Origin of the sequence: Actinophytocola sp., from assembly GCF_036378875.1 — a bacterium.
GTDB lineage: Bacteria > Actinomycetota > Actinomycetes > Mycobacteriales > Pseudonocardiaceae > Actinophytocola.
This window is the reverse complement of the sequence record NZ_DASUVO010000032.1, coordinates 125,486-148,766: the sequence shown is the minus strand read 5'-3', so window position 1 is coordinate 148,766 and position 23,281 is coordinate 125,486. Positions and strand designations below refer to the sequence as shown.

Annotated in this window: 26 protein-coding genes; 8 read left to right on the top strand and 18 right to left on the bottom strand. The window is 69.0% G+C overall.

Going from position 1 to position 23,281, the window contains the following annotated elements; translation table 11 throughout:
- Positions 1–652: MMPL family transporter (locus VF106_RS09245; protein ID WP_330839187.1), on the top strand; the 652-nt coding region annotated here is incomplete at its 5' end.
- Positions 653–856: 204 nt separating this feature from the next.
- On the opposite strand, the gene VF106_RS09240 is transcribed toward VF106_RS09245, so the two are convergent.
- Positions 857–2,314 carry a HAMP domain-containing sensor histidine kinase gene (locus tag VF106_RS09240; RefSeq protein WP_330839186.1) on the bottom strand — a complete coding sequence of 486 codons (1,458 nt, stop codon included), beginning with the start codon at positions 2,312–2,314 and terminating at the stop codon, positions 857–859.
- A complete protein-coding gene (locus tag VF106_RS09235; RefSeq protein ID WP_330839185.1) occupies positions 2,311–2,994 on the bottom strand; it encodes a response regulator transcription factor in 684 nt (227 codons plus the stop codon). Before VF106_RS09235 ends, VF106_RS09240 begins: the two co-directional genes overlap by 4 nt.
- Before the next feature lie 365 nt (positions 2,995–3,359).
- Between VF106_RS09235 and VF106_RS09230 the strand changes: the two genes are divergently transcribed.
- Both VF106_RS09230 and VF106_RS09225 read left to right on the top strand, forming a co-directional pair.
- Positions 3,360–4,049 carry a GNAT family N-acetyltransferase gene (locus VF106_RS09230; RefSeq protein ID WP_330839184.1) on the top strand — a complete coding sequence of 230 codons (690 nt, stop codon included), beginning with the start codon at positions 3,360–3,362 and terminating at the stop codon, positions 4,047–4,049.
- 158 nt (positions 4,050–4,207) lie between these two features.
- Entirely contained in the window at positions 4,208–4,942 is a 735-nt protein-coding gene (locus VF106_RS09225) for a phosphotransferase enzyme family protein (RefSeq protein ID WP_330839183.1), read from the top strand.
- A 234-nt stretch (positions 4,943–5,176) separates the two neighbouring features.
- Here VF106_RS09225 and VF106_RS09220 read toward each other — a convergent pair whose 3' ends face one another.
- The 3 genes from VF106_RS09220 to VF106_RS09210 all read right to left on the bottom strand — a co-directional run bounded on the left by VF106_RS09220 (position 5,177) and on the right by VF106_RS09210 (position 6,718).
- On the bottom strand, positions 5,177–5,686 hold the full coding sequence (locus tag VF106_RS09220) for an SRPBCC domain-containing protein (RefSeq protein WP_330839182.1): 510 nt from the start codon (positions 5,684–5,686) through the stop codon (positions 5,177–5,179).
- On the bottom strand, positions 5,683–6,003 hold the full coding sequence (locus VF106_RS09215; protein WP_330839181.1) for an ArsR/SmtB family transcription factor: 321 nt from the start codon (positions 6,001–6,003) through the stop codon (positions 5,683–5,685). The genes VF106_RS09220 and VF106_RS09215 overlap by 4 nt, the downstream gene beginning before the upstream one ends.
- A 289-nt stretch (positions 6,004–6,292) precedes the next feature.
- Positions 6,293–6,718 carry a tautomerase family protein gene (locus VF106_RS09210; protein WP_330839180.1) on the bottom strand — a complete coding sequence of 142 codons (426 nt, stop codon included), beginning with the start codon at positions 6,716–6,718 and terminating at the stop codon, positions 6,293–6,295.
- Between the two features lie 98 nt (positions 6,719–6,816).
- Between VF106_RS09210 and VF106_RS09205 the strand changes: the two genes are divergently transcribed.
- Positions 6,817–7,299 (top strand): winged helix-turn-helix transcriptional regulator, encoded by a 483-nt coding sequence (locus tag VF106_RS09205; RefSeq protein WP_330839192.1) that lies wholly within the window; start codon positions 6,817–6,819, stop codon positions 7,297–7,299.
- Between the two features lie 73 nt (positions 7,300–7,372).
- Here the strand turns inward: VF106_RS09205 and VF106_RS09200 are convergent, their stop codons facing one another.
- The 7 genes from VF106_RS09200 to VF106_RS09170 all read right to left on the bottom strand — a co-directional run bounded on the left by VF106_RS09200 (position 7,373) and on the right by VF106_RS09170 (position 14,021).
- Positions 7,373–7,858 carry a DUF2690 domain-containing protein gene (locus VF106_RS09200; RefSeq protein WP_330839179.1) on the bottom strand — a complete coding sequence of 162 codons (486 nt, stop codon included), beginning with the start codon at positions 7,856–7,858 and terminating at the stop codon, positions 7,373–7,375.
- An 89-nt stretch (positions 7,859–7,947) separates the two neighbouring features.
- Positions 7,948–8,919: a winged helix-turn-helix domain-containing protein gene (locus tag VF106_RS09195; protein WP_330839178.1), complete on the bottom strand. Its 972-nt coding sequence runs from the start codon at positions 8,917–8,919 to the stop codon at positions 7,948–7,950.
- Positions 8,920–9,009: 90 nt separating this feature from the next.
- Entirely contained in the window at positions 9,010–10,425 is a 1,416-nt protein-coding gene (locus VF106_RS09190; RefSeq protein WP_330839177.1) for an MFS transporter, read from the bottom strand.
- Positions 10,426–10,506: 81 nt separating this feature from the next.
- Positions 10,507–11,202 (bottom strand): TetR/AcrR family transcriptional regulator, encoded by a 696-nt coding sequence (locus VF106_RS09185; protein WP_330839176.1) that lies wholly within the window; start codon positions 11,200–11,202, stop codon positions 10,507–10,509.
- A gap of 43 nt (positions 11,203–11,245) precedes the next feature.
- Entirely contained in the window at positions 11,246–12,436 is a 1,191-nt protein-coding gene (locus VF106_RS09180) for an FAD-dependent monooxygenase (RefSeq protein ID WP_330839175.1), read from the bottom strand.
- Positions 12,433–12,558 (bottom strand): hypothetical protein, encoded by a 126-nt coding sequence (locus VF106_RS09175; RefSeq protein ID WP_330839174.1) that lies wholly within the window; start codon positions 12,556–12,558, stop codon positions 12,433–12,435. Before VF106_RS09175 ends, VF106_RS09180 begins: the two co-directional genes overlap by 4 nt.
- Before the next feature lie 38 nt (positions 12,559–12,596).
- Positions 12,597–14,021: an MFS transporter gene (locus VF106_RS09170; RefSeq protein ID WP_330839173.1), complete on the bottom strand. Its 1,425-nt coding sequence runs from the start codon at positions 14,019–14,021 to the stop codon at positions 12,597–12,599.
- Between the two features lie 156 nt (positions 14,022–14,177).
- Between VF106_RS09170 and VF106_RS09165 the strand changes: the two genes are divergently transcribed.
- Positions 14,178–14,774, top strand: a complete 597-nt coding sequence (locus VF106_RS09165; RefSeq protein WP_330839172.1) for a TetR/AcrR family transcriptional regulator — start codon at positions 14,178–14,180, stop codon at positions 14,772–14,774.
- On the opposite strand, the gene VF106_RS09160 is transcribed toward VF106_RS09165, so the two are convergent.
- Together VF106_RS09160 and VF106_RS09155 are read right to left on the bottom strand one after the other, a co-directional pair.
- Positions 14,771–15,484: a YwaF family protein gene (locus VF106_RS09160; RefSeq protein WP_330839171.1), complete on the bottom strand. Its 714-nt coding sequence runs from the start codon at positions 15,482–15,484 to the stop codon at positions 14,771–14,773. The two genes, VF106_RS09165 and VF106_RS09160, sit on opposite strands and share 4 nt — an antisense overlap.
- Before the next feature lie 165 nt (positions 15,485–15,649).
- Entirely contained in the window at positions 15,650–16,846 is a 1,197-nt protein-coding gene (locus VF106_RS09155; protein WP_330839170.1) for an FAD-dependent monooxygenase, read from the bottom strand.
- A 108-nt stretch (positions 16,847–16,954) separates the two neighbouring features.
- Between VF106_RS09155 and VF106_RS09150 the strand changes: the two genes are divergently transcribed.
- Entirely contained in the window at positions 16,955–17,530 is a 576-nt protein-coding gene (locus tag VF106_RS09150) for a TetR/AcrR family transcriptional regulator (RefSeq protein ID WP_330839169.1), read from the top strand.
- Positions 17,531–17,588: 58 nt separating this feature from the next.
- Here VF106_RS09150 and VF106_RS09145 read toward each other — a convergent pair whose 3' ends face one another.
- The 4 genes from VF106_RS09145 to VF106_RS09130 form a co-directional block, all read right to left on the bottom strand.
- The gene (locus VF106_RS09145) at positions 17,589–18,764 is read right to left on the bottom strand and encodes a L,D-transpeptidase (protein WP_330839168.1); all 1,176 of its coding nucleotides are present in this window, start codon (positions 18,762–18,764) and stop codon (positions 17,589–17,591) included.
- Positions 18,765–18,809: 45 nt separating this feature from the next.
- Positions 18,810–20,345 carry an ankyrin repeat domain-containing protein gene (locus VF106_RS09140; protein ID WP_330839167.1) on the bottom strand — a complete coding sequence of 512 codons (1,536 nt, stop codon included), beginning with the start codon at positions 20,343–20,345 and terminating at the stop codon, positions 18,810–18,812.
- Between the two features lie 201 nt (positions 20,346–20,546).
- Positions 20,547–20,906, bottom strand: coding sequence for a DUF2218 domain-containing protein (locus tag VF106_RS09135; protein WP_330839166.1), 360 nt, complete (start codon positions 20,904–20,906; stop codon positions 20,547–20,549).
- On the bottom strand, positions 20,900–21,145 hold the full coding sequence (locus VF106_RS09130) for a hypothetical protein (RefSeq protein ID WP_330839165.1): 246 nt from the start codon (positions 21,143–21,145) through the stop codon (positions 20,900–20,902). The genes VF106_RS09135 and VF106_RS09130 overlap by 7 nt, the downstream gene beginning before the upstream one ends.
- 145 nt (positions 21,146–21,290) lie before the next feature.
- Here VF106_RS09130 and VF106_RS09125 point away from each other — a divergent pair, with 145 nt between their 5' ends.
- Both VF106_RS09125 and VF106_RS09120 read left to right on the top strand, forming a co-directional pair.
- On the top strand, positions 21,291–22,718 hold the full coding sequence (locus tag VF106_RS09125) for an MFS transporter (RefSeq protein ID WP_330839164.1): 1,428 nt from the start codon (positions 21,291–21,293) through the stop codon (positions 22,716–22,718).
- Complete coding sequence (locus VF106_RS09120; protein WP_330839163.1) at positions 22,715–23,245, top strand: carboxymuconolactone decarboxylase family protein; 531 nt, start codon at positions 22,715–22,717, stop codon at positions 23,243–23,245. Before VF106_RS09125 ends, VF106_RS09120 begins: the two co-directional genes overlap by 4 nt.
- Positions 23,246–23,281 lie beyond the last annotated feature (36 nt).

The window sequence follows — 23,281 nt, the reverse complement described above, 5'->3', positions numbered from 1 at the left end:
CGGGGCGGAGGCGATCGTCGGCGGGCCGAGCGCGGAGAACCTCGACACCGAGGTGACCACCAGCCGCGACGAGAAGCTGGTGATCCCGTTGGTGCTCGCCGCCGTCCTGCTCGTCCTCGGGCTGCTGCTCCGAGCGATCGTGGCCCCGCTGGTCCTGATGGCCACCGTGATCGTCTCATTCGCCGCGGCCTTCGGCGGCAGCGTGTTCGTCTTCGACACGATCCTCGGGTTCAAGGGCGTCGACTATTCGGTGCCGCTGCTGGCATTCCTGTTCCTGGTGGCGCTCGGCGTCGACTACAACATCTTCCTGGCGAGCCGGGCCCGTGAGGAGACCGTGCGTCTCGGCACCAGAGAGGGCATGCTCAAAGCCCTCTCCGCCACCGGTGGCGTCATCACCTCGGCAGGCCTGGTCCTGGCGGCCACGTTCGCGGTCCTCACCACGCTTCCGCTGGTGATGCTGGTCGAGGTCGGGTTCCTGGTCGCCTTCGGCGTGCTGCTCGACGCCCTGCTGGTGCGGTCGGTCCTGGTGCCCGCCCTCACCCTGCTGATCGGCCGGCGGATCTGGTGGCCGAGCCGGCTGTCCCGACCGGTGGAGCTGCCGGACGGTCAACGGCCGCTCGTGGACGATGAGGAGCCCGCGCTGCAACGGTGAGCGCGGCGGCACGGACGAGATCCGGGACGGGGCCCCAGGCCCGTCCCGGATCTTTTCATGGGCCCGACGGTCGCCGCCCTTTGGTCCTGCGCCGTGTGGCCAGGGCTGGGGTCGGCTCACCGCGGTGTCCCCCCGGCGGTGAGCCGCGCGGGGCCATGCCCGAGGGCCGCCATCCCTTGTCCTGCGCCGCGCCGCCGGGGCGGGTCAGCGCGCTGCGGTGTCCTCCCCGGCGGTGAACCACGCGATCGGGGTCGGGGCGGGCGGGGCCGCAGCCGGAAGGTCGACCCGAAGCAGCGCGCCACCGCGTGGAGAGCGGGCGACGGTGGCCCGGCCGCCGTGGGCGTCGACGACCCGCTGCACGATCGACAGCCCCAGACCGGATCCCGGCATCGCCCGGGCGCTGTCGGCACGGTAGAACCGGTCGAACACCCGCGGTACGTCGGCGGCGTCGATGCCCGGCCCGGCGTCGTCGACCTCGAGCACCGCCGACGCGCCCTGGGCACGGAGCCGGACCTGGACCGGCTGGTCCGCGGGGGACCACTTGCCGGCGTTGTCGATGAGGTTGAGCACCGCCCGTTGGAGCGCGGCGGGACGCCCGCTCACCCACACGGAGGTCACGTCGAGCGCGACCTCGATGTCGGGCACCCGGGAACGCGCCTGGGTCGCGGCGGCCACCACCACGTCGGCGAGGTCCAGCAGTTCGGTGCTCTCGTCGCTGACGTCACCGCGCGCCAGGTCGGTCAACTCGGCGGCAAGGGTGCTCAACTCGGCCACCTGGGCGCCGAGATCGTTGAGCAGCCGGGTCCGGCTCTCCGCCGGCAGTGCGCTGCCCAGGGTGCCGCGCCGATCGAGCCGGATCAGCAGCTCGACGTTGAGGCGCAGGCTGGTGAGCGGGGTCTTGAGCTCGTGGGCGGCGTCCTCGGCGAGCAGCCGCTGGGCCCGACGGGAGTCCCGGAGCGCGGCGAGCATGTCGTTGATCGACTGGATCAGCCGCCGGATCTCCCCACCGCCCTCATCCGGGATGTCGGCGTCAAGATCCCGGGTGTGCGCGACACGGACCGCGGCGGCGGTCAGCCGGTCGATCGGTGCCAGTCCGGTCCGCGCCACGGTCCGCCCGACAAGGGCGCCGCCGAGCACGCAGAGCAGCCCGATCAGCAGCATGCCCAACCCGAACCCGTTGATCGGGCTGTCGTCGGCGACTTGGGCCACCTGGACCGCGCCGTCGCCCACCCGCAGCGTGTAGATGAGGTAGCCGTCGTCGTCGCTGTCGCCCGACTCCATCAGGTCGGCCGACGCGCCCTGCGCCACGCGCCCGGCGTGCTCGCTGACCGGGGGCAGCGCGGGTTGGCCGGCCGGCGTCCGGATCGAGCCGTCGGGCAGGATGACCCGCACCAGCCGACCGGCTCCGGGATACGGCGGTAGCTGGACCTGCGCCAGACCGGCGCGCTCCGCGTTCGTCGCCAGGACGCGGGAGTCGGCCCGTAGCTGATCCTCCGCGGTGTCCTGCAGCTCCCAGTCCATTAGCTCGCTGGCCACCTGGAAGGCCACGAACAGGCTGACCGCGATGGCCGTCGCCGCGATCACCGTCAGCCTGGTCCGCAGGGACCGCCGGCGCCACCAACGGGTCAGCCGGCGCGAGCCCCGGCCGGCGGGCCTGCTCACGGAGGAGTCTCCCGCAACGTGTACCCCAAGCCGCGCCGCGTGTAGATCAATCGCGGCTCACCCTCGGCCTCCATCTTGCGGCGCAGGTAGCTCACGTGCACCTGGAGGTTGTTGGCGGTGACGCCCATGTCGAAGCCCCAGATCGCCTCGAACAGCGCGCCTCGGGTCAACACCCGGGTCGCGTTGCGCACGAGGACCTGCAGCAGGGAGAACTCGATCCGGGTCAGGCGGAGCGGCCGCCCGCCCCGCCACGCCTCGAACCTGTCGGGATCGACCCGGACGTCGGCGAACGTCAGGATCTGCGACTCGTCGTCGCCCGGCGCGCGGCGGCGCAGCAGGGCCCGGACCCGGGCCAGCAACTCCTCGATGGCGAACGGCTTGGGCAGATAGTCGTCGGCGCCCGCGTCCAGCCCCGCGACCCGGTCGGAGACCTGCTCCCGGGCGGTCAGCATCAGCACCGGCAGATCCTGACCCGCCGCCCGCAACCGCCGGCAGGTCTCCAACCCGCCGAGGCGGGGCATCATCACGTCGAGGATCAGCAGATCCGGCGCGTCGCCACCGACCCCGTCGAGCACGGCGAGACCGTTGGCGACGGTGCTGGTGTCGTAACCCTCGACCTGGAGCACCCGCTCCAGCGACTCACGGATGGCCGCCTCGTCATCCGCGATCATGATCCGCACGCCGGCCTGCTCCTCTCCAGTCGATGCTTTTGCCGCTCATTCTCCCCGATCAACCTGAAGCCAGGATTAAAGCGTCGCCGCTGTGGTGCCCGCGGGCCGTGCTCTTCGGATGCCCAAGTGGTCCGCGCCGTTAGTTCGTCGGGGGTAGGGACCAGCCGGTGGGGTCGTTGAGGTAGAAGCCGCAGACGCAGTCGAGGGCTTCTTCGGGACTGCCGGCGGGTAGGCCGCCGGGCAGGATGTTGTCTTCGTATCCTGGCTGACCATCGGCGGACTCATGACACCCGAAGAAGCCACCGAGGTTACCCTGACGATGTTCCTCGACGGCGTACAGAAAACTGGCTGACCACTGTGGACACCATGTCGTGATGATGAACCGCGACGCGGTCGCGCTCGACGACCCGGTCGGCGAGTCACTCCGCGGTCACCACGCACACCTCGCCAACAGACTCGGTCGGGCCGCCACCTACCTGCCCGGCGTCGCGACCTTCTCCTCAGTCACCACGGACCCGGACCCGCGGGAGTGGACCGACCTCGCCCGACTGCTCGGGCCAGGCGAGTTCGCCGACATGTTCAGCAGCCCAGCGACACCGCCGCCGAACTGGGAACCGGTCTTCGTCTTCGAAGGGCGACAGATGATCTGGTCAGGCGACAACACACAGGATCCCGACGACAGGGTGGTCGAGCTGGATGCGGACAACGTGTCCGAGATGCTCGACCTCGCCGCCCGGACCCAACCAGGACCGTTCTGGCCACGTACCCACGAACTCGGCACCTACCTCGGCATCCGCCAGAACGGCACGCTGGTGGCCATGGCCGGCGAACGACTCCGCCCACCGGGATGGACCGAGATCAGCGCCGTCTGCACCGCCCCCGAAGCACGTGGACAGGGCCACGCCGCCCGCCTCGTCAACACACTCGTCGCACGCATCACAGCCCGCGACGAACGCGCCTTCCTCCACGTGGCCGAAGCGAACACCACCGCAATCGCCCTCTACCGGCGACTCGGCTTCGAGACCCGGAAACCGGTGACGTTCAGGGGATTCCGCACGCCGTGACACCCGCCGTCTACATCGGACGTGTTCGCTCCACACAGGACGAACTCAGCGGTCGCGCAGGTCCGCGGCAAAGCTCTCCCCCGACACCGGACCCGGCGCATAGCACGGTCGCCCCTGCCGAGAACAGTGGTGTTCGGATAGCCCGTAAGGTGTGGCGAATGGGGTGGGAGGCACTCGGGCAGTGGGGTGAAGACGCGGCTCGCATCGAACCGCTTGCCGGCGGGGTCGCCAACGACGTGTGGAGCGTGCGCGTCAACGGGCACCTCGCGGTCGGTCGTCTCGGCACCAGAAGCGATGCTGACCTGGCCTGGGAGACCGCGCTCCTCCACCATCTCGACCGTGAAGGTCTGACCGTGCCAGTGCCGATCCCGACCAAGGACGGCCGACTGTTCGCCGACGGTCTGGTGGTGATGACCTACCTGGAGGGCGGACCGCCCGAGACGCAGGCCGACTGGCGTCGCGTGGCCGGCACGCTCCGCCAGCTGCATCGGTTGACGCAGGGCTGGCCGCAGCGCCCAGGATGGCGATCGTCGACCGACCTCCTACACGCCGACACCGGGACCAAGATCGACCTCGGCGCGATGCCCCCCGAGGGTGTTGCTCGATGCCGGGCAGCGTGGGCGAAGCTCGCCGGACGTCAGAGGTGCGTCGTCCACGGCGACCCCAACAACCTTGGCAACGTCCGCATGACCGCGAACCACGTCGCGCTGATCGACTGGGACGAGTCGCACGTCGACGTCCCCGACCTCGACCTCGTGCTGCCCCACAACGCCGCCGGCCTCGACGACGACGCGTACGACACCGCCGCGCAAGCGTCGGCCGCATGGGAAGCCGCCGTCTGCTGGGACGACGAGTACGCGGTCAAGCGGCTCGCCGAAGTTCGCGCGATCTGAGAATGCGTACGCACATGTGCCGTGATCCGCGACGTTAAGCGGGACGACGCCGGGGCGTAGCCGAGAAACGCCCGACCCTCCAGGTTGAGCTCCGCGACGAGGTGGTTTGCACTCAGCGATGGTTCACGGAACGGGGCCAGAACCCGAGTTCTGGCCCCAGTTCCGGGCAAGTTCTGGCCCCCACCTCCCGGAGTTGAACCATCCATTTAGGACAGGATTTTGGCCCCACCCAAGTCAGCTCGCGAGCGGCGCGCCGGTCTCCAGCAGCGACTTCAGGTCGCTGAGCACCCATGGCCAGCCGCCGCCGCCCTGGTTGGCCGGCGCGTCGCTGCCCGCGACCTGCGTGGCCAAGGTCGGGGCTCCGGTGAGGTCGTGGATCAGGGTGAGCCTGACGAAGCCGCTGTCCTCCTCCGCGATCTCATAGGTGAGCCGGGTGAAGCCCTCGGCCGCGGCGGTCGGGTCCATGGCCATGCGCCAGGTCATGACCAGCTTGCGCGGCGGGTCCATTTCGAGGATCTCGCCGTCAACGGCCACGTCCGGGACCTCGAAGCCCATCTCGACTCCGGCCTTCTTCATGTCGTCGCTGGTGAGGAGCCGGAAGGGTTTGCCGGCGACCAACTCCTCCGCGAACCTGCCGCCGTAGCCGTACCGTTCGATCCACTCCGGCTTGGTGATCGCGTCCCAGATCGCCTGCGGCGTGGCCTTGATGTAGATCCGGTGGACCTGAACCGTCGTGCTGGTCATGCCTCTTCCTCCAACTGGTATTTGAGCTCGGTGAGCGCCGAGACCTGGCGCTCGGTGTACTTGTCGATCCACCGGTCGTGGATAAGCCGGATCGGCACCGGGTTCAGGAAGTGCAGCTTCTCCCTGCCGGACCGGCGGGTGACGACCAGGTCCGCGTCCTCGAGCACCTTGAGGTGCTTCATGACGCCGAAGCGGGTCATGGCCAACTCGGACTCCAACTCGGTCAGTGTCCGACCGTCCCTGGCGAACAGCAGATCGAGCAGGAACCGACGGGTCGGGTCCGCGAGCGCCTTGAATACGCGGTCGTCGTCGGTCACGCGGCGAAGATATGTGACCAAAAGGTCACATGTCAACCAAGGGTCACCATGGCCCGTTCGGCCGATCGCCTGACTACGCGACGAATCGCGACCAGAGGAGGCCGTGGGGCGACTCGGCTGAGCGGGGCGATATCGACTGACGCGGCGGCCGGCCGAGCGCCCTCCAACGCCCACCTGCAGTGTCGCCCCCAGGGGTCAGGGCGCGATCAGGTGCGAGCCGCTCTGCCGGCGGTCGTCTGGCTGAACGCGAAGCGGGGTACCCCTGGTCGTGGCGGCGCTGGCGGCGTGATCAGGAGGGGGACACCGAGTTGTTCTCGGCCCAGAGTTTCTCGGTGTCGGAGCCCGCCGGGGGCGGCGCGATCCCGTTGATCATCCAGAGATCCGCACTGGTCTCGTCTATGTGGAACTCCCAGTGCAGCCCTGCGTGCCGTTCGAGGTGAGGCTGCAGCACGCCCTTGATCCACTGGGCGGTCCGGCGTCTGCTCTCCTGGTCGGGGTTGCGTCGGGCGATGTGGTCGATGGCGATGCGAACGCCGACCGACGCGCGCTCCCCACCGATGTAGAAGTCCTCGGGCCGGGTCTCATGGAACAGCGTGACCACGTAGAACCGGGGCAGTCCGACCTGTGCGTAGTGGTCTGTGATGTGGGAGGCGAGTCGGTGCTTTTCCTCGGCGGTGAAGATTCCAGGTGTGTGATGAATGGTCCACAGCGGCATGGCGTCTCGGGTTCTCCATCTCGGTAATGATGACGTTAGCCAGATGGAACCATCCGATGCTGGGTAACGCAAGCATTAGCTACAATGACGTCGTGGCCATGAAGTTCGAGGAACGACTGCACAACCGGGACGCGTGGACGATCGGCGACGGATGCTCGGCAGGTCGGGTGCTGGACATCCTCAGCACCAAGACGATGTTCTTGGTGGTCCGCGAATGCTTCTACGGCACAACCAGGTTCGACGACTTCGTGGCGCGGATCGGGACCTCGGCACCCGCGGTGTCGCGGGCACTCAAACAGCTGAAGGCGGCGCGGATCGTCGAGTCCGTTCCTTATCGGGAGCCCGGGAGCCGGGCCCGCGACGAGTACCGACTGACCGAGGCCGGTGAGGACCTGCTGCCGGTGTTCCTGTCGCTGATGCAATGGGGCGACAAGTACCTGCAGGAAGGCCACCCTCCCCTGTCCTTCGTCCAGGCCGGCACCGGCCAGTCGATCAGCGTCCAGGCAACCGCCGGCCCAACTCCGGAGGTCATGTCCACCGACATCGAGATCCGCCTGAATCCCGCCCGACGGCGCGGCTAGCGGCCCCTGGTTGTCGGGCGGCACCGGGACTCACCGGAGCGCGCGGCGATCATGACGACGAGGGTTGAGCGCGTTAGTAACGCGCGGTGCAGGCGAATTCGCCGATACTGTCCCATTGCGTGGACACACACGCCCTTATTTGAACGCCGGCGTCGTCCCACTGCCAGCCCCATTCGAAGGGCCGGTTCCCCACGGGGCCGATCTCACGGGGGCTGCCCTTGGGCTCGTATTCCTGCGGGCCCGGCAGCCACTGCCACAACCTGATGTAGTAGTTCTGTTTCCGCCCACCGTAGATGCGGCCCCACACCGTTCGGCACGTCGGGCTGTACCTCAGTTGGAGGGTGAGTCCGTGCTCCGCGTTGGGCGTGGTCGCCACCGTTCGGGCGTCGGCGGCACACACCCCACCGGTCGGTGTGGCCTGGAACTCCGCGGGATCGGTTCCGTTGCACCGGCTTCCGCAGTTCCACCTGGCCGCGACCGGGTCTGCCTGCGCCGGGACCACCAACAACAGTGACAGGAACGTGCTGAGTGCGATGACGACCGTGGTCAGGCGTCGCATTGTCCACCTCATCCTTTGTGGAAACGAAGACCTGAGCGTCCTGGGGCACTGCCACCGCAGGAAAGGTGTTTCGGCCGAGGCCGAAGGTTCTAGTGGCCGTCGAGCAGGGACCGGCCAAGCGGGGTCACCTGGTGGACCATGCGATTGCGGTCGCGGTTGCTGTCGATCAGGCCGGCGTCCCGCAGCACGGTCGCGTGCTCGCTGGCCGTTGACGCGGCGGTGCCGGCGCGGCGGGCCAGGGTCGTGGTGGTCAGGGGTCCGCCGGTGGCGACGGCCTCCAGCAGTGCCGCGCGGGTGGCGCCGATCAGGGTGGCCAGCGCGCTGGTGTCGCGTCCGGTCAACAGATCCGGCCGTTTGGTCACCGAGTAGACCACGACCGGCGGCAGCGTGGGGTCGAGCATGGTCACCGGGCCCTTGAGACAGAAGTAGGACGGGATGAGCAGCAGACCGCGACCGTCGAGGTGCAGTTCCTGATCACGGTGACCGGGTAGCCGCAGTTCGCCGCACGACCACCGCGCCACCGGTTCCAGACTGGCCAACAGCCCCTCCACGCCACCGGTCGCGAGCGCTTCGACCCGGCGCCTGCGGTCACGTTCCACCGCGGCGTCGACCGTGGCCTGGTAGGGGGCGACGACCTGCGCGTAGCAGGCCAGCATCGTGTCGGTGAGGTCGGTCAGCACGGACGGCTCGCCAGACGCCAGACGCCAGGCTTCCGCGGGCAACGTCGACGACGAGGCCAAATGTCGCACGTCGTGGTGGAGGGCCGTTTTGGCTGTGGAACGGATTGCGGCCAGGCCGTGTTCCAGACCACCCAGCGCGGCGCTGGGATTGAGGAAGTCGGGGAAGTAACCCACTGGCGGGGTGAGGGATAGCAGCAGACGCAAGCGGCCACCCAACCGGCCAACCGCCTGCCGCACAGCCTCCCGCCACGGCCGGAACAGCAGGTCGCCCGGCTGGGGCCGAAGCAGCTGCAGGCTCATCACCAGCTCCCACAACGGATCCGGCCCTGGCGCGATTCTCGTCCGCGCCACGTCGTCGCTCGTGAAGAAGATCCTCAACATCAGCGCCCCACACCGAGTGTCGCCTCAGGCAACTACGGTGTAACGCACCCCTCCTGCTCAACTGCCGGTGCGGTTCACGCGATGGCTCCGTTAGTTGACCCGCGAACGTCGCGCTGGTCGGGCACCGAGGAGTGCGGTCAGCAGTGCGAGCGCGAGCAGGATGGCGCCGCCGAGGAAGGCCGTCGCATAGCCGGTGGTCGGCGAGGCGCCTTCGGCTGTGGTGACGACGACGGCGATCATGTTCAGCACGGAGACGCCGGCCGCGCCGCCGATCTGGCCCATGGCGTTGGTGAGCGCGCTCGCCACCCCGGACTCGTGCGGCGGAACGCCGACGAGGGCGAGGCTGACGATCGTGGTGAGCGTTGCTCCGACACCGGCGCCGACGACCAGTTGCGCCGGCATCACCAGTGCCCAGAACGGGGTGTCGACGCGCAGCAGAGACATGGCCGCCATTCCGGTCACGGCGACGAGCAGGCCGGCGATGGTGACCTGGCGTGGTTGCCACCGGCTGAGTGCCCGGCCGGCGACGGTGGCGCCGACGAGGATTCCGATCCCGATGGGCACGAATGCCAGGCCGGTCGCCATCGCCGAGTAGTCCTTGACGACCTGCAGGTAGAAGGTGAGCAGGAGGTAGAACGCGAGGGTGGCGGCGTTGACCAGCAGGATGACGAGAAAGGCGCTGCCGCGTACGCGGTCGGCCACGACATGCAGCGGCATCATCGGTTCGGCGGACCGTCGTTCGATGAGCACGAACGCGACGAGCAGCGCCACGCCCGCGGCCGTGGGTCCCATCGTGGCGGGGTCGAGCCACCCGCCTGCGGCGACGTTGCTGATGCCGTAGATCAGTGACCCGGCCCCGAGAGTGGCGGTCACGACGCCGGCCAGGTCGAACCGTGCCGGGCGGGCCGCGGTGCTCTCCTCCAGATACCGCAGGGCGACGGCGAGCACGAGCAGCCCGAGCGGCAGGTTGATCAGCAGGCACCACCGCCAGGAACCGTACGAGGTCAGCACTCCGCCCAGAATCATGCCGACGACTCCGCCGCTGCCGGTCGCGGCACCGAAGATCGCGAACGCGCGGGCCCGTTCCCTCCCGTCGGGGAAGATCGTGGTGAGGATCGCCAGCCCGGCCGGCGCCAGGAACGCGGCCGCGACGCCCTGCGCACCTCGCGCGACCAGCAGCGTCGCCTCGGTCGTGGCCACCCCGCCGACGACGGACGCGACCGTGAAGCCACACAGGCCCGCGAGGAAGGTCTTCTTGCGCCCCAGTACATCCGCGACGCGACCGCCGAGGAGGAGCAGGCCGCCGAAGGTGAGGGAGTAGCCGGTCACCACCCACTGCCTGCCCGAGTCGGCCATCCTCAGGTCGGCCTGCGCCGCCGGTAGGGCGATGTTCACCACGCACGCGTCCAGCACCACGAGCAGTTGCGCGGCCACGATCACCGCCAACGCTGAACGAGCCCGCCGCCGCGACGCCGCCGTCTCGTCCGCGGCCACCACCTGACTCATGTGAAGTCCTCTCATCGACTTAATGACATAGTGTCATAAAGTCGAGCGGGCGAGGACTGTGCCGATGTTCACAGGGTGAGGTCAGCGATCGCCGGCTCGACGGCCAACCCCGTCGAGGAAGATTTCCAGCTTCTTCTCGAACTGTTCGACCGGTGGCCGCGCGATGACCTCGGCGAGGACGTCACGCAGCCGGACGTCGTAGTGGTCGAGCCACGGGCGCAGCAGCTGCTCGCGGCGTCGACGTGAACCGTCCACCACGCCGACGTCGTCCGGTTCCTCGGTGGTCGCCGGAGCCTGCGGCGACGCGGCGGCCGCGCCGAGAAACGCCTGCGTCACCAGTTCGCCGAGCATGTCGATGACGAGGACGGCGTCCTCGGCGTCGAAGCCGAGGTCGAGCAGCACGACCCCCGACCGGTTGGCGATGTCGACCAGCGCCGCGGAGATCGTGCGCAGCGCCGAAACCTCCACCGCGAGGCCGGCGTGTCTCTCGTAGAGCGACCAGTAGGACCTGGCCGTCGCGCGGAGGAACTCACGCCAGTCCCCCTCGGGTTCCGGCCACGGGACCGAGTCGACGCACCGGTCGATCGCCGCGGCCGCCAAGGCGTCCCGGGTGGCGAAGTAGCGGTACAGCGTCGAATGCCGGACGCCGAGCAGTGATCCGACCGCGGACATGGTCAGCCGGTCGAACCCGATCTCGACCGCCGCGTTCACGATCGCTTCCCGATCGACCAACGACGGCCGTCCCATCCGGGGCTTGCTCACACCGGACCGACTCATGCCGCATGCCTCCACTCGCATCGTCGTCCCGGCTCACGCTAGCTCAAGGGGATCCCGTGACGGCCGAGCCAGACGCGGCGAGCGGTGGCGGCGTCCAGGCAAACGCGGTGCCGGCGGCACGTGTGAGGAGCGGGGTCGGCGTGGCGAGAGCGATCACGTCGCGGATCCTGGCAGCGACCGGGTTGGTCGTCTGCAGCGTGTTGGCGAGCCGGCCGGAGAAGCGGGCCATGTTCTCGGTGCGCGGGCGGCGGACCGTGTCGTAGGCACGCAGACCCCGATCGATCCCCTGTTCCTCCATTGTGGACGCGAGGACCACCGCGTCCTCGATGGCGAGACACGCACCCTGTCCGATGTCGGGTGTGACGGCGTGCGCGGCGTCTCCCAGCAGCACGACGCGGCCGAGGACGAATGCCGGCAGTGGCGCGCGGAGGTAGTAGACGTCGTGGCGCAGCAACGTGTCTTCCGGTGTGGCGGCGATCAGCTGGGGAATGGGCTCGTGCCAGCCGCGGAACCGTTCGGCGAGCAGGTCGAGCCGGTGTGCTGGCTTGTCGTGCTCGCGCATGTTCTCGCCGGCGAACCAGTAGACACGGTCCTCACCCAGTACGACGCAACCGAAGCGAGCGCCCCGGCCCCACGTCTCCGACAACACCGCAGGAACGGTCGGCGACGTGGTGGACACGAGGCCACGCCACACGGTGTACCCGGCGTAGTCCGGACCGGGATAGCCGGGGAACAGCGAGGCACGAAGTTCACTGTGGACGCCGTCGGCCACCACGACCAGGTCCGCGGTCACGGACACCGGGCCGGCCGACGCCTGGAAGGTGACCGTGGCGGCGTTTGTCTCCGTGGTGACCCGTGTGGCGCGGTGGCCGGTGTGCAGGGTGGCCGCGCTCAGCCGGTGAGCAAGCAGCTCGTGGAGGTCAGCTCGGTGCAGAGCGTAGAACGGCGCGCCGTAACGCTCCTCGATGCGGCTGCCGGGCAGGCTCGCGAGACGCCGGCCGGACCGCAGGCGGATCTCCATCCCGTCCTGGCGCTTGGCGCGCTCGCGAAGGTCCACCCCCAGCCCGAGGCGGTCAAGGGCCTTCACGGCGTTGGGGGCGATCCCGATGCCCGCGCCGACAGGGCCGATCTTCGGTGCCTGCTCGTAGACGTCCACCTGCCAGCCGACGCACCGCAGGGCGTGGGCCGCTGTCAGCCCACCGATGCCGGCGCCGACCACGATTGCTTTTCTCACACATCCTCCAACGGATGACGGTCTCCGGCGAGCAACGCGAGCACGGCGCTGGCGAGTAGGTCGGGGGCGTCAGCAGGGCTGACGCGGCCGGCGTCGGCCTCGTCGGCCGCGGCGTGCAGCACCGCGTAGAACGTGGCGATGAGCCAGTCGAGAGGTTTGCTCAGTGTCCATGGCCGGTGACGGCCTTCGGCTTGCCGGCCGGTACCAGCACGGCGGCGATGAGCGCGGCCACGGCGGCGGCGATGCCGCAGACGAGGTAGGCGTCGGTGAACCCACCGATGTCCGAAGTGGACGCGATGCTCGCGGCGGCCACAGTGGACACCACGGCGACGCCGATGCTGCCGCCGAGCTCGTGGAAGGTGTTCACCACGCCGGAAGCGACACCTGCCTCGTCGTGCGGGACGTTGGCCAGCGTCGTCGTGGTGGCCGTGACGAACGCGGGTCCGATGCCGAACGCGGCGAGCAGGAAGCCGGGCAGCACCTCCGTGTAGACGTTGCCGTCGGCCGACATCCGACTGAGCAGGACAGCGCCAGCGGCGGTGAGCAGGAAGCTCGCGACGGCGACGGGCCGGCCGCCGACCTTGCTGATCAGGTGAGCGGCGAGCTGCGCGCCGATGGTGATGGCGATCGCGACCGGCAGGAACAGCAGGCCGGTCCTCAACGCGCTGAAGCCGCGCACGTGCTGGAAGTACAGCGAGGTCAGGAAGAACAGACCGAGCAGCAACCCAGTGGCCAGCAGCATCAGGAACGTGCCGGACACCACCGGCCGCCGCGCCATCGTCTCCGGCCGCATCAACGGCGCCGCCACCCGCGACTCGACCAACACGAACACGCCGTAGCCGACCGCCGCCGCGATCATCGGCACCAGCACGCCGGCCGCGCCCCAACCGCCGTCGCCAGCGGTGACCAGTCCGTAGATCAGCAACCCGGTAGCGAGGGTGACCACGAGCGCGCCCGGCAGGTCCACCCGCTGCCGCCCGGTCCTCGGCTGGTCCGCGCGGACCAGGACGGGCGCCGCGACCGCCACCACAATGCCGATCGGGACGTTCACGAAGAACACCCACTCCCAGCCCGGACCCGCGGTCAGCAGTCCGGAGACCAGCACACCGACCGCCGCACCGGTGCCGCCGATCGCCGCCCACACGCCGAGGGCACGGTTGCGTTCGGCGCCACCGAACGAGGTCGTGATGACCGACAGTGCCGACGGGGACATCAGCGCGGCCCCGACACCCTGCGCCGCACGGCCCGCGATCAACATGGCGCCACTCGAAGCGAGCCCGCACACCAGCGACGCCACGGTGAACAACGCAAGCCCGACCAGCAACATCCGACGTGCGCCGAACGCGTCAGCCAACCGGCCGCCCAGCACCATCAGCCCACCGAACACCAAGGTGTACGCGGTGACCACCCAGGTCAGCGCCTCCCGACCGAGCCGCAGGTCGTCTCCGATACTGGGCAACGCGACCTGTACGACGGTGATGTCCACGATCAACATCAACTGTGCCAGGCACAGCAACAGCAGCGCGGTCCACCGCCGCGAGTCCTGCGTCTGCACTTGCGCGTGACCGCCGTGTCCGTGACTCATGACCACCCTTTAAGTTGGACGATGATGTCCAATTTAATACGCCATTGGGGTATGGGGTGTCAAACCGTCCGGCTACGCATCAGAACGTGGTCCCTGCACAGATCACCGCTTTGCTATACATGATGTTTTGATGTCGTCGGTGTGTATGCTCAGCCGGTGCCGAAGCTGTGGAACGCGACGATCGAGGCACACCGCCGTGAGGTGCGTGATGCGATCCTGGACACGACCGCCGCGCTGGCGGCCGAGCATGGGCTGCTGTCGGTGACCATGTCGCAGGTCGCCGAGCGGACAGGCATCGGCCGGGCCACTCTGTACAAGTACTTTCCCGATGTCGAAGCGATTGTGCTCGCCTGGCACGAGCGCCAGATCGCCGTGCACCTCGAGGTTCTCGCTCAGGTCCGCGACCAGGCCGCCGACCCGGGTGCGCGGCTCGAGGCGGTGCTCAAGGCCTATGCCCACGTCCATCAGCAGCGGGTCCAACATCACCGGCACGCGCGGCACGGCACCGAACTCGGGGCCTTCCTGCACCGAGACGAGCACCTCGCCGACGCGCGGCACCAAGTCCACGGCCTGATCAAGGACGTGCTGATCGAGGTCGCCGAGAACGGCGAGCTCCGCACCGATGTCACGCCAAGTGAACTGGCGCACTACTGTGTGCACGCTCTCAACGCGGCCAGCAGCATGCCGTCCAAAGCCGCGGTCGGGCGGCTCGTCACGGTCGTTCTGGCCGGGTTACGTCCACCCGCCGACTAGACCGTGGACCGGTGGTGTGTCGACCGGGTGTGAGCCCGCGTCCACGGCCACGTCATCAACGCCCACACGCCCAGCACCAGCGCGATCTCCGGGATCAGGTACCACGGCCACGGTCCCAGCACGTCGAGAATCGAGTCGATCTCCGGTTTGCGGTTGAGGAAGCCGTAGTTGGCGCCGGTGAGCCAGTTGACGGTCATGGCCACCGCCGCCCAGCCGACGCTGACCGCGATGGTCAACCGGTAGTCGCGCCAGCCGGGCCGGATGCCCACACCCCAGGTGAGGTAGATGGCCGTCCAGATCACGAACAGGTGCAGGCACCAGAACACCAGGAAGTCCCGGCCGGGAAAGTCCGGGCCCGACAGTGCCGGCGAGAACAACGCCTGCACGCTCAGCACAAGACCCCAGTAGTAGGTCAGCGCGGACGTGCGGTGTCCGTAGGTCCACAACGCGTACACCGCCACGAAGGCCACCAGGTCGGACAGTTGCAGCGGCAAGGAGTGGTCGACACCGAACGTGCCGGGCTGGTTCGAGTAGACCACCACGCCAAGCTGCACGACGAGCATGGCCGCGGCGACCAGCCGGCACACCCGGCGGGCCGGCGTGGTGGTTCCGTGCCGGCGGCCCACCACGACGAGCGCGACCGCTCCCACGGCGAACACCAGGAGCACCGCCCAGTGGGAGGGGCCGTATGCGGAGAACTCGTGCTCCACACCACCAGGTTAGTGCAGGTCAACCTGGGCGCGAGCCGCGGATCTTGTGCGGCTACCCCTGAGGAACATGGTGATGAGGGCGGCACGCCCCGTGGGATGCCCGACATCGAGCGTGGCCTTCCGCCGCACCATCGGCACCTCCCCCACGCGCTACCTCCACGGCACCTAGCCGTGGAGGTCCAGACGATGCCGGATCAGCCGCCGCACCGGAGCGAGCGCGACCAGGCGCATGCTCACATCTCGGGCGATGAGGTGGAACCGGGTGGCCGGCGCGTGCGCGGTGGTGTTGCGCCGGCCGAGTCGCTGCCGCTGTTCCACCGTCGGGCGTAGATGTGACTCCCAGGTGTTGAGTGCGGCTGGGATGTCCTCCGGGTGGTGGTCGAGCGTGGTGGCGAGCAGGTCGGCGCCGGCGAGGGCGAACGATGAGCCGTAGCCGCCGAACAGGGAGACGCACCAGGCGGCGTCGCCGAGGAGCACGACACGGCCGCGGCCCCATCGGTCGGTGACGATCTGGCTGACGCTGTCGAAGTAGACCGACGCCGGCTCGCGGAGTCGTGCCTGGATGTCGGGGACGAGCCAGCCCAGATCGCCGAAGTACTCCCCGACCGCCCGCACGGGTCCAGCAGCCAGGTCGGCGGCTGGGTCGGGGGTGGCGTGGATCAGGAACGCGGCCGCGCGGTCCGGTCCGAGGCTGATCACGGTCACGGTCCGGCCGACCGTGGCGAGCATCGTGGCCGTCCCTGCCGGCACCCGGTCGGGACGGCCGTCGAGAACACACGCGGTGACCATGTGGTTGAGGCCGTGTCGGAACTGGTGCTCGGGGCCGAAGACGAGGCGCCGCACGGTCGAGTGCAGACCATCAGCGCCGACGAGCAGCTCAGCGTCCACAGTGGAACCGTCACTGAGGACAGCGCGCACCCCCTCGCGGTCCTGGGTCACCGACTCGACAGTGGTGCCGAATCTGATGTCGACAGCGTCGTGCACGGCCTGGTACAGGACGTCCTCGACGTCACCGCGCAGCAGGACCAGTGAGCGGTCGCCAAGGAGGTCGTGGACAGCTGCGCTGGGGACGGAGAACCTGTGTCGGCCATCGGGTTTCACATACCGGAACTCGAACGGTTCCACATGCCGGGCCCTCATCGCCTGGAGGACGCCCCTGCGCTCCGCAGCGTGGTAGCCCAGGCCGAACAGTGTCACCACATAGCCACTGTCGCGGCGCTCAGGCGCCTTCTCGACGACGATGGGCTCCCACCCGATCTGCCGCAACCGCAAGGCCACCGCCAGACCCGCGATACCCGCACCGACAATGACCGCTCTCCTCGTCGGGACATTCTGAACACTCTGTTCGCTATCGAACTGCATGTTCTTTACGATCACGAGAAGCAGGACAGGCGTACAGAGGCAAACCGCTGGCGGGCGTTCACTACCGAACACGCGGCGGCCATCTGTCCGGAGTTCGAGGAGACTGCCATGGCGCCGAACGCTGACCGACGCGTGCGACGCACCCGCTCGCTGCTGCGCGCCGCCCTCATCGACCTGATCCTGGAACGCGGCTATGACCGCGTCACCGTGCAGGACATACTCGACCGCGCGGATGTCGGCCGATCGACCTTCTACAGCCACTTCCAGGGCAAGGACCAGCTGCTTCTCAGTGGAATGGACGAACTGTCCGCCACCCTCCACGACCGGATGTCAACCGAACCCGACACGTCGTCGCTGATGACGCCTCTTCGACCGCTGTTCGAGCACGCGGCCGACAACCGCAGGCTCTTCAGCGCCCTGCTTGGACGCCGTGGCGCCAACGTGGCCCTGCGTGCGGGACGCCGGATGCTCACCAACGTCCTCGCCACGCACCTGCGCACCCGCCTCAACGTCGAGGACCAGCAACGCCTCGACCTGACGGTCGCGTTCCTCGTCAACGGACTCCTGGGCCTGTTCACCTGGTGGCTCGACACCCAGCCACATCTCACCGCCGACCGCGTCTACGCCGACTTCGAACACCTCGCCACACAAGGAATCAGTGCCTTCCTCACAACCGACTCATGATCTCGCGGTGCAGGGCACGCCGTCAGCGGAGTGGCGGCGAAACCATCGTCGATAGCGGTCAACGCAACGCGCTCCCCTTGAGCCACTCGTCCCACGGGATGTTCCAGTCGCCGAAGCCGTCCGTCGACGCGAGTTGGGTGTTCGTGTTGCTGACGGTGACGATGTCGCCGTAGCCGAAGTTGTCGTAGAACCATCGGCCCGCCTCGGGGCTGAGATTGACGCACCCGTGCGACACGTTCCGCACGCCCTGGTCGGCGACCGACCACGGGGCGGCGTGGACGAAGATCCCGCTGTTGGAGATGCGCACCGCGAGTGGAATCTGGGAGTCGTAGCCGAGCGCGGCGTCGTTGGGCAACCCGTAGGAGGCCGACGTCATCTGCTTGACCTCGTACTTCTCCTGTGCCACATAGGTTCCGGACGGCGTGACGAAGGAGATGGTCTTGCCGTTGACGGTGGTGGAGTCGGGCCGGCCCATGCTGACCGGGAACGTCTGCACCTGCTGGCCATCGACGGTGACCGTCATCTGGTGGGTCCGGTCGTCGATGGTGGCGATCTTGGCCGGGCCGATCGTGTAGTTCAGGGTACGGTCGGTCTCCCCGTACATCCCGTCGCCCAGCTTCACCCCGTAGATCTTGGCGTCGACGGTGACCTTCGTGCCCGGCTTCCAGTACTCCTTCGGCCGCCAGTGCACCGTCCGGTCGTCCCGCCAGTACCAGCCACCCTCGGTCGCCGGCGTGGCACTCACCTTCAGCGCTCGTTCCGCTGCGGCCCGGTCGGCCGGTGGCTTGTCGAAGATGACCGCGATCGGTTGCCCGACCCCGACGGTCGTGATCGACGGTGGCGGGAAGAACGACGGGAACACGGTCTGGGCGGGTTGCACCGTCCTGAACGACACCGTCTTACGGGCTGTCTTCCCGTCGTCACCCCGGGCGACCGCCTTCACCGTGTACTGGCGGCCGTAACCGAGTGGCTCCGCCGAGGTCCACCGGGCCTTGTCGGCCGACAGCGCACCGGCGACCTGTTTGCCGTCCGGGTTGGTGACCGTGACCGAGTCGAGCTTCGCGTTGGTGGCTGTGACCTCGATCGGTTCGATGGGCGACACCGCGTCGGCCGCGTCCTTCGGCGCGACGGTGATCTCCGGCTTGTCAGCGGCGGCCGGCGGCGCAGGGCTCGAGGTGCAGGCGGCCGCCACCAGCACGACGACCGCACACCATCCGGCGATTCGTACCCACACGTTGTCAGACGTTCCTCTCTCGCGAACGGTTCTCCGGTGCCCCACTCATCCTCCGCTCCTTGGGGGTGCCGTGACGGGTTCGAGAAGTGCGGCGGTCGACAGCTGGTGGTAGTGCCGGGCCCAGTCCAGCGGGGTCGCGTCGAAGCGCTGGTCGCGGAGGTCGGGGTCGGCGCCCAGGTCCAGCAGCCTGCGGGTGAGCTCGACGTTGCCGTCCACAGCGCTGTGGTGCAGCGCGGTCTCCCAAGACTCTTCGACCGGCGCGTCGCCGCGCCCGTAGGCGTTCACGTCGAAGCCGAGTTCCGCCAGCAACGTGACCGTCTCGATGGGTGCTTGGGTCGCGGCCCACACGATGAGCCCGGGGCGGCTGCGGCGGGCTTGCGCCACGGCGTCGGGATGTTCGGCGCGGAGTCGGTCCAGCGTGGACCGGTCGGCGCGGAACGCCGCGGCGATCAGCTCGCGCACCGGGTCGGGACCGGGCGGCGCGGCCCCCTGGGCGATGAGGTAGTCGGCGATCTCGGTGTCGCCATTGAGCCGGGCCAGCTCGACCGGGGTCCGGCCGTCGCCGGGGCTCCACGCGGGCCCGTCATCCTCGAACGGCGAGCGGAAGTCGACGCCGTGCTCGACCAGCAGCCGCACCCGGGCGGGCTGGTGGTGCTCGACCGCCCAGCGCAGCTGGATGCGCAGCATGTGCGCGGGCGTGTCCATGTCTGCGATCCGCGTCTTCCACGGGCCGCCGTCGCCGGCGCCGAGCCCGTATTCGAACAGCAGCTCCAGGTGCGAGTTGTCCGGATCGAACATCCGGTTGTACAGGGTCTGGGCATCGTTGGGGTCGGCGCCCGCATCGAGCAACAGTCGGCCCAACGCCCGCCAGTGCGGGTGGCGGGGCTGGTGCCGCTGGCCCAGCTCGCCGTTGCCGAACACCCCGGTCAGCAACGTGAACGGCGACGGTAGAGCGTCGAAGAGGTACCCCTCGTCAGGGTCGGCGCCGGCGTCGAGCAGCTGCCGGGCGACCGCGAGCACACGCTCAGCCGACACGGCCGGGTCGAATCGCGAGTAGACGAGGTAGAACAGCGGCCGCCAACGCAGCGGGCCACCCCGCTCGGCCGCCCGCGCCGGCTGCTCGGCGAGCAGCCGGCCGACATCGTCCGGGCGGGCAGCCGCCGCGGCTGCCCAGATGTTGCCCGTGGTCAGATCGGGATGTGCGGGGAGCAGTTGACGGGCCCTCGCCCAGCGTGCCTGCCCGTCCTCGCGGCTGTATGTCATGCAGGCGAGGCGGCAGAACTCCTCGGCCACCTCGGTCGCGGGCGCCGCACCGAGCTTTGTGTCCCAGCCGTGTTCGGCCACGGTTTCCAGGTATCGCACGAGCCGGGGCCAGCTGGCGAACCCGTATTCGCGGGCGAGGACCAACTGCGCCGCGCTGAGCTGCAGGCCGCTGACATCGCCGGGCACTCCACCGGGATGGTGGCGGCCCAGCCGCGCGACGGCGTCGGGGTCGCCGGTCCGGACAGCCCGCTGCAGAGCACGGGCCTGCCTGCGGAAGCTGTCGAGGTGGGGACGGTCGGGCATGCCCAGGGTCGGCACGATGGCCTCCTCTCGTATGCCTGATGTCCGCTTGGTCAGGCCGAAAGGAGCGCGATGGTGACACGTGGTGCACAAACCAGGTGGGCTGAGCCCATTCCCGCGGACCGGCGGCTTCCTGGCAGCCACCGCCACTCTAGCCCAGCCGCCGAGCCACCTTCACCCTCGCTGGGGCTGCTCACCGCCGCGAGCGGGGTGCTGTTGTCAACCGGCGTCGTCGGGTTGAACCTGCTGCCAGGCCACCGACAATCCGTCGCGCCGGCCGAACCGCTCGAGGTCGGCGGCGATGAGATCCTGGACCCGGCGTAGGTTCTCCTCGTCGGCGGCCTGGACGCGCACGGTCAGCGTGGTGGGGTTGGCGTCCATTGTGCACCGGCCCCAGCTGAGGTCGAGGGTCCCGTGCGTGTCTGACCAGTCGACGTCCAACACGTCAGGTCGCGCATGTCCCGCCATGCGGGCGTGGAGATGCCGCATGCGGTGACCGATCTTGGTGGCGTGCCCGCACAGCTGCGCGAGATACCGGCTCGCGTTCGCGGTCCTGATGATGGTTTCGGCTGTCAGCATGGGTTGTCCTCCCTGGTAGGTGCGATCTGGCTCCTGCGCTTGATGTGCCGAACGACCAACAGGGCGGCGGCGGCCACGGCGACCAGCAGCAGTGCGACGCCGTGCGCGGCCCCGAGCGAGAGCGCGACGCCGGAGGGCAGCGCGAGCACGACGACGACGATCACCACCTTCACGCCGAGTACCAGTGCTATCGACCGGTGCCGGCCGTGGCTCGTTCGTTGTGTCTCGTCGCGTTTCATGTCGGGCAGTTTACAAGACACTCTGTCTTTATCAATACATTATGTCTGCATAGCGTCAGTCTGACATCTCCCACCCGCTTGGCAGAGACACGACACCGGTGTACTGTCCGTGCCGTCAGATACCCCCTACCGGTATGGAGTACCAATGTCTGAGATGGAATCGAGAGACGGCCGGCGCTGGTGGGCGCTGGCGCTGATCGCGACCGCGCAGTTCATGGTGATCATGGACACCTCGATCATCGGCGTCGCGCTTCCTCGCATGCAGACCGATCTCGGGTTCTCGCAGGGGAACCTGTCCTGGGTGTTCAACGCCTACGTCATCGCCTTCGGCGGGCTGCTCCTGCTCGGCGGCCGACTGTCCGATCTGTTGGGCGCCAAACGGGTCTTCGCCGCCGGCTGGGTCGTGCTGCTCGCCGGCTCGGTCGTGGCCGGCGCGGCCGACCAGGTGTGGCTCGAGCTGACCGGCCGAGCGGTACAGGGCGTCGGCGCGGCGCTGATCGCGCCGTCGGCACTGACGTTGCTGATGATGCTGTTCGGCGCCAAGCCGAAGGAGCTGACCAAGGCCCTGGCGCTGTACGGCGCGGCGGCCCCCGCGGGCGGCACGGCGGGTGTGTTCCTCGGCGGCGTGATCACCGAGTACCTCAGCTGGCCCTGGGTGTTCTACCTCAACATCCCGATCGCTCTGGTCGTACTGGCCGCCACGCCCGCGCTGATGCCGGGCGGTGTGGCGCGGCGGGGCGGCACCGATCTCACCGGCGCGGTGACTGTGACGCTCGGCCTTGCCGCCGCCGTCTACGCGATCGTGCGAGCACCCGAAGCGGGTTGGGGTTCGACCTCGACGATCGTCGGTCTCACGGCCGCGGTCGTGTTGCTTGGCGCGTTCCTGCTCCTCCAGGCCAAGCGACGCAACCCTCTCGTGCGGCTCGCCATCTTCCGCACGCCCGACCTCGCCGCGGCGAACCTCGCGCAACTGCTGCTCGGCGCGGCCTGGATCCCGATGTGGTTCTTCCTCAACCTCTACCTGCAGCAGGTCCTGGGGTTGGGCGCGTTCGCGAGCGGCTCGGCGCTGCTGCCCATGACCACGGTCATCATGCTGCTCATGATCGGCGTAGCGCCCCGGCTGATGGCCCGTTTCGGCGCCAAGTCCATGACCGTCGCCGGACTGGCCGTGCTGGCACTCGGCCTCGGCTGGCTGTCACTGGTCCGGGCGACCGGCACGTTCTGGATCGACGTGCTCCCCGCCTCGCTCGTCGCGGCGGCCGGAATGGCACTGGCCTTCATCCCGTCACTGGGCACCGCGATCTCCAGCGCCCGCCCCGAGGAAGGCGGACTGGCGTCCGGCATCGTCAACACCAGCTACCAGGTCGGCTCCGCACTCGGCCTCGCGGCGATGACCGCGCTCGCGAGCTCGCTGGGCGCCGGCCAGACCGCGGACACCGCGGGCCTGACCGACGGGCTCTCGGCCGCGTTCCTGGGTGCCGCGGGCATCGCCGTGGCCGGCACGGTCGCCGCCGCCATGACGTTGCGCCAGCACCGGGCACGCCAGGACGAGGTCGAGGCGGTGGCGGCGTGAGGCGACACATCGCTCCGCTCGAGCCCGAGAACGCGCCGGACAAGTCGCGGGAATTGCTCGACGGAATCATCAGCCGACACGGCTCGGTCGGCGACATGGTCGCCACGATGGCCCACTCACCAGCACTGCTCCAGGGCTATCTCGACCTGTCCAGAGCGATGAAGAGAGTCAAACTCCCCCGCAGGGTCAGCGAGAAGGTGTCCCTCGCGGCCCAGGGTTGGATCGGCTGCCAGACCTGCATGGCCGCACACGTCGCGGCTGCGCGTGCCGCCGGACTCAGTGACACCGACATCGCCATGGCGCGGGAGGCGACCGCCACCGACGAACGGGAAGCGGCACTGCTCACCTTCGCCGTACGGGTCCTCGCCGAACCGGCGTCGATCACCGCAGACGACGTCGACGAGCTACGCGCACACGGCTGGACCGACCGCACCATCGCGGACGTCGTCGGCCTCGTCTCGCTGAACCTGCTCACCGGCGCGTTCAACCTCGTCTCCGGCATCACACCGGAGACGGCGACCACCTGATCGGCGTCTGTCGCCGGCCGGCCCCAGCGGCGGCCG

What these genes read in the sequence shown, in the direction of transcription:
- VF106_RS09230 (WP_330839184.1), top strand. Translation starts at nt 3,360, where the DNA reads ATGATGAACCGCGACGCGGTCGCGCTCGACGACCCGGTCGGCGAGTCA.
- VF106_RS09225 (WP_330839183.1), top strand. Translation starts at nt 4,208, where the DNA reads ATGGGGTGGGAGGCACTCGGGCAGTGGGGTGAAGACGCGGCTCGCATC.
- VF106_RS09220 (WP_330839182.1), bottom strand. Translation starts at nt 5,686, where the DNA reads ATGACCAGCACGACGGTTCAGGTCCACCGGATCTACATCAAGGCCACG.
- VF106_RS09210 (WP_330839180.1), bottom strand. Translation starts at nt 6,718, where the DNA reads ATGCCGCTGTGGACCATTCATCACACACCTGGAATCTTCACCGCCGAG.
- VF106_RS09205 (WP_330839192.1), top strand. Translation starts at nt 6,817, where the DNA reads ATGAAGTTCGAGGAACGACTGCACAACCGGGACGCGTGGACGATCGGC.
- VF106_RS09200 (WP_330839179.1), bottom strand. Translation starts at nt 7,858, where the DNA reads ATGCGACGCCTGACCACGGTCGTCATCGCACTCAGCACGTTCCTGTCA.
- VF106_RS09195 (WP_330839178.1), bottom strand. Translation starts at nt 8,919, where the DNA reads ATGTTGAGGATCTTCTTCACGAGCGACGACGTGGCGCGGACGAGAATC.
- VF106_RS09190 (WP_330839177.1), bottom strand. Translation starts at nt 10,425, where the DNA reads ATGAGTCAGGTGGTGGCCGCGGACGAGACGGCGGCGTCGCGGCGGCGG.
- VF106_RS09185 (WP_330839176.1), bottom strand. Translation starts at nt 11,202, where the DNA reads ATGAGTCGGTCCGGTGTGAGCAAGCCCCGGATGGGACGGCCGTCGTTG.
- VF106_RS09170 (WP_330839173.1), bottom strand. Translation starts at nt 14,021, where the DNA reads ATGAGTCACGGACACGGCGGTCACGCGCAAGTGCAGACGCAGGACTCG.
- VF106_RS09155 (WP_330839170.1), bottom strand. Translation starts at nt 16,846, where the DNA reads ATGCAGTTCGATAGCGAACAGAGTGTTCAGAATGTCCCGACGAGGAGA.
- VF106_RS09150 (WP_330839169.1), top strand. Translation starts at nt 16,955, where the DNA reads ATGGCGCCGAACGCTGACCGACGCGTGCGACGCACCCGCTCGCTGCTG.
- VF106_RS09135 (WP_330839166.1), bottom strand. Translation starts at nt 20,906, where the DNA reads ATGCTGACAGCCGAAACCATCATCAGGACCGCGAACGCGAGCCGGTAT.
- VF106_RS09130 (WP_330839165.1), bottom strand. Translation starts at nt 21,145, where the DNA reads ATGAAACGCGACGAGACACAACGAACGAGCCACGGCCGGCACCGGTCG.
- VF106_RS09125 (WP_330839164.1), top strand. Translation starts at nt 21,291, where the DNA reads ATGTCTGAGATGGAATCGAGAGACGGCCGGCGCTGGTGGGCGCTGGCG.